Source organism: Halobacillus trueperi, assembly GCF_003386945.1.
GTDB classification, from domain to species: domain Bacteria; phylum Bacillota; class Bacilli; order Bacillales; family Halobacillaceae; genus Halobacillus; species Halobacillus aidingensis.
The window spans coordinates 1-7,609 of the sequence record NZ_QUAE01000043.1; the positions used below are offsets into that span (position 1 = coordinate 1).

The 7,609-nt window shown below is 41.5% G+C and carries 8 protein-coding genes; 4 read left to right on the forward strand and 4 right to left on the reverse strand.

What is annotated here, in order from left to right; translation table 11 throughout:
* Nucleotides 1–198 precede the first annotated feature (198 nt).
* On the reverse strand, nt 199–384 hold the full coding sequence (locus DYE48_RS20780; RefSeq protein ID WP_089650483.1) for a hypothetical protein: 186 nt from the start codon (nt 382–384) through the stop codon (nt 199–201).
* Between the two features lie 249 nt (nt 385–633).
* On the opposite strand from DYE48_RS20780, the gene trmB reads away from it, so the two are divergent.
* Entirely contained in the window at nt 634–1,278 is a 645-nt protein-coding gene (gene trmB / locus DYE48_RS20785) for a tRNA (guanosine(46)-N7)-methyltransferase TrmB (protein ID WP_115825214.1), read from the forward strand.
* Between the two features lie 69 nt (nt 1,279–1,347).
* On the forward strand, nt 1,348–2,202 hold the full coding sequence (locus DYE48_RS20790) for a YtnP family quorum-quenching lactonase (RefSeq protein ID WP_115825215.1): 855 nt from the start codon (nt 1,348–1,350) through the stop codon (nt 2,200–2,202).
* A 34-nt stretch (nt 2,203–2,236) separates the two neighbouring features.
* Here DYE48_RS20790 and DYE48_RS20795 read toward each other — a convergent pair whose 3' ends face one another.
* On the reverse strand, nt 2,237–2,554 hold the full coding sequence (locus DYE48_RS20795; RefSeq protein WP_089650486.1) for a PepSY domain-containing protein: 318 nt from the start codon (nt 2,552–2,554) through the stop codon (nt 2,237–2,239).
* Nucleotides 2,555–2,705: 151 nt separating this feature from the next.
* Here DYE48_RS20795 and DYE48_RS20800 point away from each other — a divergent pair, with 151 nt between their 5' ends.
* Nucleotides 2,706–3,773 (forward strand): M42 family metallopeptidase, encoded by a 1,068-nt coding sequence (locus tag DYE48_RS20800; RefSeq protein ID WP_115825216.1) that lies wholly within the window; start codon nt 2,706–2,708, stop codon nt 3,771–3,773.
* 145 nt (nt 3,774–3,918) lie between these two features.
* Nucleotides 3,919–4,419, forward strand: a complete 501-nt coding sequence (locus DYE48_RS20805) for a DUF84 family protein (protein WP_089650780.1) — start codon at nt 3,919–3,921, stop codon at nt 4,417–4,419.
* Nucleotides 4,420–4,828: 409 nt separating this feature from the next.
* On the opposite strand, the gene DYE48_RS20810 is transcribed toward DYE48_RS20805, so the two are convergent.
* Both DYE48_RS20810 and DYE48_RS20815 read right to left on the reverse strand, forming a co-directional pair.
* Nucleotides 4,829–5,269 (reverse strand): YtoQ family protein, encoded by a 441-nt coding sequence (locus tag DYE48_RS20810; RefSeq protein ID WP_115825217.1) that lies wholly within the window; start codon nt 5,267–5,269, stop codon nt 4,829–4,831.
* Nucleotides 5,270–5,361: 92 nt separating this feature from the next.
* Nucleotides 5,362–7,482, reverse strand: coding sequence for a methyl-accepting chemotaxis protein (locus tag DYE48_RS20815; RefSeq protein ID WP_115825218.1), 2,121 nt, complete (start codon nt 7,480–7,482; stop codon nt 5,362–5,364).
* Between the last annotated feature and the right edge of the window lie 127 nt (nt 7,483–7,609).

Consider the following 7,609-nt stretch of genomic DNA (forward strand, 5'->3'; position numbering starts at 1 on the left):
GTGGGAGAAGGAGATAGGCGAGATCCCGCAGGACGCAGTCCGAGGAAGCTCGGCACTCCCCCACAGGAAAGCGAGTAGCTTCCCAACCACCCCTGACTCAAAATACGGCAAACGAACCCGGTTATCTTGAAACTGAGTCTACAACTAAAGGGAGTGTTAGTTGAAGAGGAGAGGGTTTGATGTGAAAAAAACCGCTGCTTAGGCAACGGTTTTTTCTGTAGCTGGTGTATATTTTAGTTTCTTTTCTTTTACTTCAGCGCTCATCGTTTCTGATAATTTTTCAAAAGGGTATATAAATAGTGCATAACCTGCGAATAGGACAGAGAAAACAGCCAATACAGTCAGTTCAATCGCTTTAGAGATCATTTTCATAATTTCGATCATCACTCCTGTTTATTTAATAATGCACGATTCTAATACTATATCAGTAAGCGCTTACAACCCAACCCCATAAACCATTCATATTTCGAAATTTATCGTTGATAATCATATTGATGCATCATTAGCTCATGCATTGTCTTATATAAACGAGTTAGATCTGTTTTTCCTCATATAACAAGGAAAACGAGAAAAATTTTTATTTTTAGCAGCTTCATGGTACCATTTTATCGATAAGAAGGAGGAATCCAATACATGCGTTTAAGAAATAAACCGTGGGCCGATGACTTTTTAAGGGAAAATAATGAAGTTGTCGTCCAACAACCGTTTGATATGAAAGGAAAGTGGAAGGAGCTTTTCGATAACCAAGAGCAGCCCTTGCATTTAGAAATAGGTTCAGGCAAAGGTCAGTTTATTGCTGGTATGGGAAAACAACATCAGGATATTAACTTTGTCGGATTGGAATTCGTGAAGAGTGTGATTGTCGGAGCGGTCAAGAAAGTCCTGGCAGCTGAAACAACTAATGTCCGTATGGTCAACGAAAATGCCAAAGACCTAAGGGATTTGTTTGAAGATAACGAAGTGGATCATATTTACTTGAACTTTTCAGACCCATGGCCGAAGAATAAACATGAAAAACGCCGGTTGACTTTCCATACGTTCCTAGAACAGTATAAAGCCGTGTTGAAGGAAGAAGGACAAGTTACATTGAAGACAGATAATAAAGGGCTCTTTGAGTATTCTCTCGTCAGCTTTTCAAATTTCGGTATGATACTGGAAGATGTCTCCGTTGACTTGCATGCAGATGAAGACCCTTTAAATGTGGAGACAGAATATGAGGAAAAGTTTTCTGCAAAGGGACAACCCATCTATCGTTGTACGGCAAGTTTCCCTAAATGATACCGTTTTCATTAGCTCTAGTTATTATGATAAACTAGAGCTATCTTTGTTATTGGGAGGAGATTGCCGGTGGAAAACCTGAAAGTGGGACGAGCTTCATTGACGTGGTTGAATGGTGGGGTGACTCACATGGATGGAGGAGCGATGTTCGGAGTAGTTCCGAAACCTTTATGGAGCAAAAAATATCCCGTGAATGAAAACAATCAAATTGAATTGCGAACAGACCCGATTTTGTTAGAGGTTGATGGGAAAAAGATGCTGATCGACTCAGGTATAGGCAATGAAAAGATGTCAGATAAGCAGAAGAGGAATTTTGGAGTTTGGGAAGAGTCATCCGTCCTCCGTAGTTTAGATAGCTTAAATATCAAGCCGGAAGAGATCGACGCATTGCTTATGACTCATATGCATTTTGATCATGCTTGCGGAATGACGAGGTGGGAAGAGGATCAGCTCGTTCCTGCTTTTCCTAACGCTACCATTTATACGAGCGAAGTGGAATGGAAGGAAATGCGCCATCCGAACATGAGGTCAAAGAATACGTATTGGCAAGCAAATTGGGAAGCGGTCGAAGGAAAGGTACATACGTTTAAAGATTCGTTTGATGTGCTGCCTGGTTTGAAGATGGTTCATACAAGTGGCCATAGTAATGGACACTCGATCATCACTTTTGAAGATGGTGATGATGTATTCATTCACATGGCAGACCTTATGCCTACTCATGCTCATCAAAATCCACTCTGGGCCCTTGCGTATGATGATTATCCTGTAACTTCTGTGCATGAGAAGAAAAAGTGGATGGAGTATGGCTATCAACGTCGTGCTTGGTATGTTTTTTACCATGATGCCATATACAGAGCATTGAAATTTGATGAGCAAGGACAGATCCTGGACAAGCTAAAGGAAAGAGAACATCACTATCAATAAAAAAATACCCTCGAGTACGAGGGTATTTTTGTGTTTAAGCTGTAGTTTCAGCAACGTCAACAATCGTTCCTGTTTCCGTATCGATGTAAAATTCAAATTGAGATGTTTCGCCGTCCTGGTTTTTTGAAATCCCTCCACGGTACACATCGTAATTAATTCCGTTTTTGTTCAATTCTTCTGGCTTCATGTAAATCCATGAGCCACTGATCGGTCCTTGCTTTTTAAAAGCTTCTTTAGCAATTTTTAATGCTTTTTCAGGAGTCACTCCTTGGCCATTACTTAATTGCTCTTTTACTACGTAGCCTGCCAATGCTCCTACACCAGCTGCTATTGCGACTTTTTTCCAGTTCATCAACCAATCACCTCACAACTTATTTCTAATCTCCAGTATACTAAATATACCCTATAAAAGGAAATCAAAACTTATAAACATGACTCATTTGTAGAAACGTTTTCAAAATTCCGTTAAACTATGGAAAGAAGGAAAAAAAGGAGATGTACATATGAATCAAGAAACACAAAGTCTTTTTAAAACATTGACCGAACTCCCAGGCGCTCCTGGGAATGAACACCTTGTCCGTCAGTTCATGAGGCAGGAACTTGAAAAGTACTCTGATGAGATTGTACAAGACCGTTTGGGTGGCGTTTTTGGGTTGAAGAATGGAAAAGGACCTACCGTTATGGTAGCAGGCCATATGGATGAAGTAGGATTCATGGTTACTCAAATTACCGATAACGGCATGCTTCGCTTCCAAACCCTTGGAGGGTGGTGGAATCAGGTCATGCTTGCACAACGTGTTCAGGTTATGACAGAGAAAGGCCCTGTAGTAGGAGTAATTGGCTCCATCCCTCCACATAACTTGACACCAGAACAACGGAAAAAGCCGATGGAAATTAAAAATATGCTCATTGACATCGGTGCAGATGACAAAGACGATGCTAAGGAAATTGGTATAAAGCCAGGGCAGCCGATTGTCCCGATTTGCCCGTTCACTCCAATGGCTAATGAAAAGAAAGTCCTGGCAAAAGCATGGGACAACCGTTATGGCTGCGGCCTTTCCATCGAGCTTTTAAAAGAGTTGCAAGGAGAAAAGCTTCCAAACAAGCTTTACTCAGGTGCTACGGTTCAAGAAGAAGTTGGACTGCGGGGGGCACAGGTAGCCGCTAATATGATCCAACCAGACATTTTTTATGCGTTAGATGCGTCTCCTGCTAATGATATGAGCGGGGATAAGAAGGAGTTTGGCCAGTTAGGTAAAGGGGCACTCCTAAGAATTCTAGATCGTTCGATGGTTACACACAGAGGGATTCGTGAATTTATTCTAGATACTGCAGAAACCCATGATATTCCTTATCAGTATTTTGTTTCTCAAGGAGGAACGGATGCCGGAAGAGTTCATATGGCAAACGACGGGGTTCCATCCGCGGTTGTTGGTGTTTGTTCCCGCTATATCCATACATCCTCTTCTATTATTCATGTGGATGACTATGCTGCAGCGAAAGAACTCCTGATTCAACTGGTAAAAACAACAGATCAAAACACCGTGGAACAAATCAGAAGAAATGTGTAAGAAATGGAAGTCACGTCAGCTGATTTCAGCCGACGTGACTTTATGCTAAAATTGGTGAACAGGTCCCATTGATCTTGTATGAAGTCCTCAATCAAGAGAGATAATGGCAATAAACGGCTAGAGAAGGAGAAAGGTGCTCGCTATGCTGAAAATTTATGTGGGATCCCAAAACCCTACGAAAATTGAATCCGTAAAAAGTGTATTTCCGGAGATGGAAGTCATTGGAATGGAAGTAGAATCGAAAGTTGCAGCTCAACCTTTTTCTGATGAAGAGACATTAGAAGGGGCGATCAACCGTGCGAGAGAATGTGCATCTCAAAACAAAGCCCATATAGGAATTGGACTTGAAGGTGGAGTCATGGAGATTGAAGATGACCTTTACTTATGTAATTGGGGGGCACTAGTAGACGGTAAAGAAAACGTCTACACCGCGAGTGGTGCTCGTATCCTCCTCCCTGATGAAATTAAAGCAGGGTTGGAAAAGGGGAAAGAGCTTGGAGAAGTCATGGATGAATTTACGGACAAACACGATGTAAGAAAAAACGAAGGGGCCATCGGTATTTTTACGAATGGTGTCATTCACAGGGAAGAAATGTTCACCCATGTAGTGAAATTATTAAAAGGACAGTGGTCCTACGATCAATAAGAAAAGGATGCATCTTAATTAAGATGCATCCTTTTCTTATGTCTTATAGTTATTGTACATAAGCTCGCTTTTCGTGCGGACGTTTCCCAGACCCTGTTCCCTTACCTTATTCGTGCAGGATCTATGGTTAAAACGACTAATACGGCGTTGTTGATCAGGACTTCATTACCGAACTCCGGCAGGTTACTGTTAGAGGGATTTCGATAACCTCATATGGCAAAGGGGCGGAGGGAACCGGATATCTAAGAGGAAGTGCGTGGTAGATGAGACCCCGCAGAGCGTTAGCTCGAGGAGGCTCATCCCTCGCCCACGGAAAGCGAACCTTTTCCCGGAGCCCCTAGAACCTCACTAACATCTCGAAATCAAGTCTTACACAATCCTGCCATATACTTTAATAACTTTTTGAGGTTTATTCGTATAAGTAGGTAAGGACCTCAAGGGCCTGGTCCAGAGTCTCCACGGTTACATCGGCCTGGTTAGATAATTCTTTGAGTGGATGGACAAGTGATTCAGGTCTTACTAAAATTAACGGCTTTCCTGCCTGAATGGCAGCACCTGCATCCATGGCCGTATTCCACTGTTTGTATGACTCACCGAAATAAGCAATGACGGCGTCAGATTTTTGGAGTAACACACGTGTTCTGAAATTATTTATGCTCGATGCAGCATCATCACGATAGGTTTTATTTGGCTGCTCCCCTAGAATCTTCTCCCCAATATCGTCAGAAAGTGCATGATTCTCTTGAGGGCCTACAAAGTGGATGGATAACTTTTCTCTTTCTGCTTTTTTTCGTATTTCATTTCGCCAATCATCATGAATCTGCCCTGCTAGATAAATGGTTAATTCCATTGGTACATCCTCCTTAAATTTCCCTTTTCTTTAGTATGAAAGATGTGAAAAAGGAAGTCCAGCAAAGGAACTTCTGCTGGACTTCCTAATGGTTATGAAGAAAGTCTTTCTTCTTTATGGATAGGTTCTACTTTTTTATGTGCTTCTGAATTTGGATCTTCTTTAATTTCTTTTGTTTCCAATTGGTCTCCCGCTTCCTTAAACGCGCCATCAGAATTTCCTTCTATTGATGGGTTTTCATTGATGTTGAACTGGCTGATTTCAGCAGACAGTTCCTGAGAAAGTCCTTGAAGGTCAGTAGCTGAATGGTGAACTTTTTCTATTGATGTTAATTGATTTTCACTAGAGGCCGCGACTTCTTCTGCTGTAGCTACTGCTTCTTCAGAAATCACACTAATACTTTGCAGCCTTTCTTTTACTTCCTCATTTACACGATCCACACCTTCAACGGCTTCATTTACTTCCTGAATTTGTTCATTCATAGATTGTACATAGGAGGCGATCCGGTCGAAAGCATCTTTGGTTTGCGTGACAGCTTTATCTTGTGAAGATTGGAAGTGTTTAAATTTCTCTGCTTCATCAGAAAGAGTCGTCATTTGGCTGGACATGGTTGCGACCATTTCTTGAATGCTTCCTGCTTCCTGTTTCGACCGCTCCGCTAATTTTCTAACCTCATCGGCAACGACGGCAAAACCTTTTCCTGCTTCACCAGCCCTGGCGGATTCAATAGCGGCATTTAAGGCTAAAAGATTTGTACTGTCTGCAATCCCTTCAATTGTTGTGACCACTTTATTGACTTCTTCAGATTTTCTTGAAGCGTTCTGAACTTCCTCTGTCATGTGTGAAGCAAGTTCGATAAAATCTCTTGAAGTCTTTTCTAACTCAGCGACCGTTTGTAAACCGGCATGTCCTTCGGTTTCTGCTTCCATCAGTTTCGTTTCGATCGTTCCTGATGCTTTTTTTGTATCGATGATAGCTTCTGTGACTTGCTGGATGAATTGATGGGTTTCATCGATTTTTTGAGCTTGATCCTGAGATCCAGCTGCTACCTGACTAATGGCTTCGTTCACTTCTTCTGCTTGATTTGCTGTTTGATCAGAAATCGAAGCCAGACTTTCAGAAGATGTATTAAGGACACCCGTTGCTTGAAGCACTTTACGTACGGACTGTTCCATTCTGGCGGCCATGTGGTTAAACTGTAAACCTAGCTCAGCCATCTCATCTTTGGAAGTCAAATCTACACGATGAGATAGATCGCCATCACCAATAATCGTGGCGCTTTCTTTAAGACTGTCTATGGATTTTTTAATGGAACGAATTAAGAAGACCCCCGTGGTCAAGATAACTAATAAAATGATTCCACCAATAATAGCGAGTAATGTTGTTAACCACTGCTGTCGCTGTTGCTGTTCTTCAAGCATGGAAGCATGTAATTCATTGGCTGTGGTCATGACGAGATCAGCTTGGCTGGAAACATCTGCTGCAATCCCTTCAAAGGACGTGCGGATGGCGTAGGCCTGATTGAATGTATTATCCATGGAGTTGATCGTCTGTTCATATTTTAAAAGGTTCCGGTTTAAGGTGGCAGACTGCTCGGCATCCAAATCCATTTCTTTAATCGTGTCTTTGAAATTTTGAGAGCTGGTTTTAAATGCGGATAATTGCTCGGAGTTTGGCTCGTTGATGTAATTGCGTTCGCTTACCTTCATGGCAAGTAAAGAATTTTTCAATGGGTCACTATTCACGGACTCAATGACACCGTTGAAACTTTCATAGGACGTTTGAATGTGTTGATGCAGCCCTTCATCTTCAGTAAACCCCACTAATTTATACATATTGACCAAAGGACCTAATTCTTTTTCATATTCTATAGCTTTCTTAGTGATTTCAGTGAACTGACTTTCGATCTTAGGATAATTTTTATAAGCGTTGGCAAAATTAGTAGCTGTTTCTTTCACTGATTGGATGGCGGCTGCTGTTGCCTCCCCTTGCTCAGCGCTCGGGTTACGAAAGAACTTTTGTTGCTCAATCAAGGTTTTAGACATTAAGTAATTAATTTTTTGACTATCAGCGAGTGACTGCTGCACTTCTTGCGTTCGTTGTGCCATTTCTTTTTGTTCTTGAAAGAAATATGTAGAAAAACTAAAGATGGCAAAGATTCCAACAACCGCCACGATTAACAGAAAACGCATTCGGTTTCTAATCGACTTCATTCGACCCCTCCTTTTAAATATTCACAAATTTCTCTATATACTGATTAATTATAGATCTTTTTATCTAGTAAAACAATAGGGGAACACGCAATGACGGGAGTCTTTTGACTTATATCGACTTCACGGA

Coding starts and splice junctions, on each gene's coding strand:
- DYE48_RS20795 (WP_089650486.1), bottom strand. CDS start 2,554: ATGAACTGGAAAAAAGTCGCAATAGCAGCTGGTGTAGGAGCATTGGCA.
- trmB (WP_115825214.1), top strand. CDS start 634: ATGCGTTTAAGAAATAAACCGTGGGCCGATGACTTTTTAAGGGAAAAT.
- DYE48_RS20780 (WP_089650483.1), bottom strand. CDS start 384: ATGATCGAAATTATGAAAATGATCTCTAAAGCGATTGAACTGACTGTA.
- DYE48_RS20800 (WP_115825216.1), top strand. CDS start 2,706: ATGAATCAAGAAACACAAAGTCTTTTTAAAACATTGACCGAACTCCCA.
- DYE48_RS20810 (WP_115825217.1), bottom strand. CDS start 5,269: ATGGAATTAACCATTTATCTAGCAGGGCAGATTCATGATGATTGGCGA.
- DYE48_RS20815 (WP_115825218.1), bottom strand. CDS start 7,482: ATGAAGTCGATTAGAAACCGAATGCGTTTTCTGTTAATCGTGGCGGTT.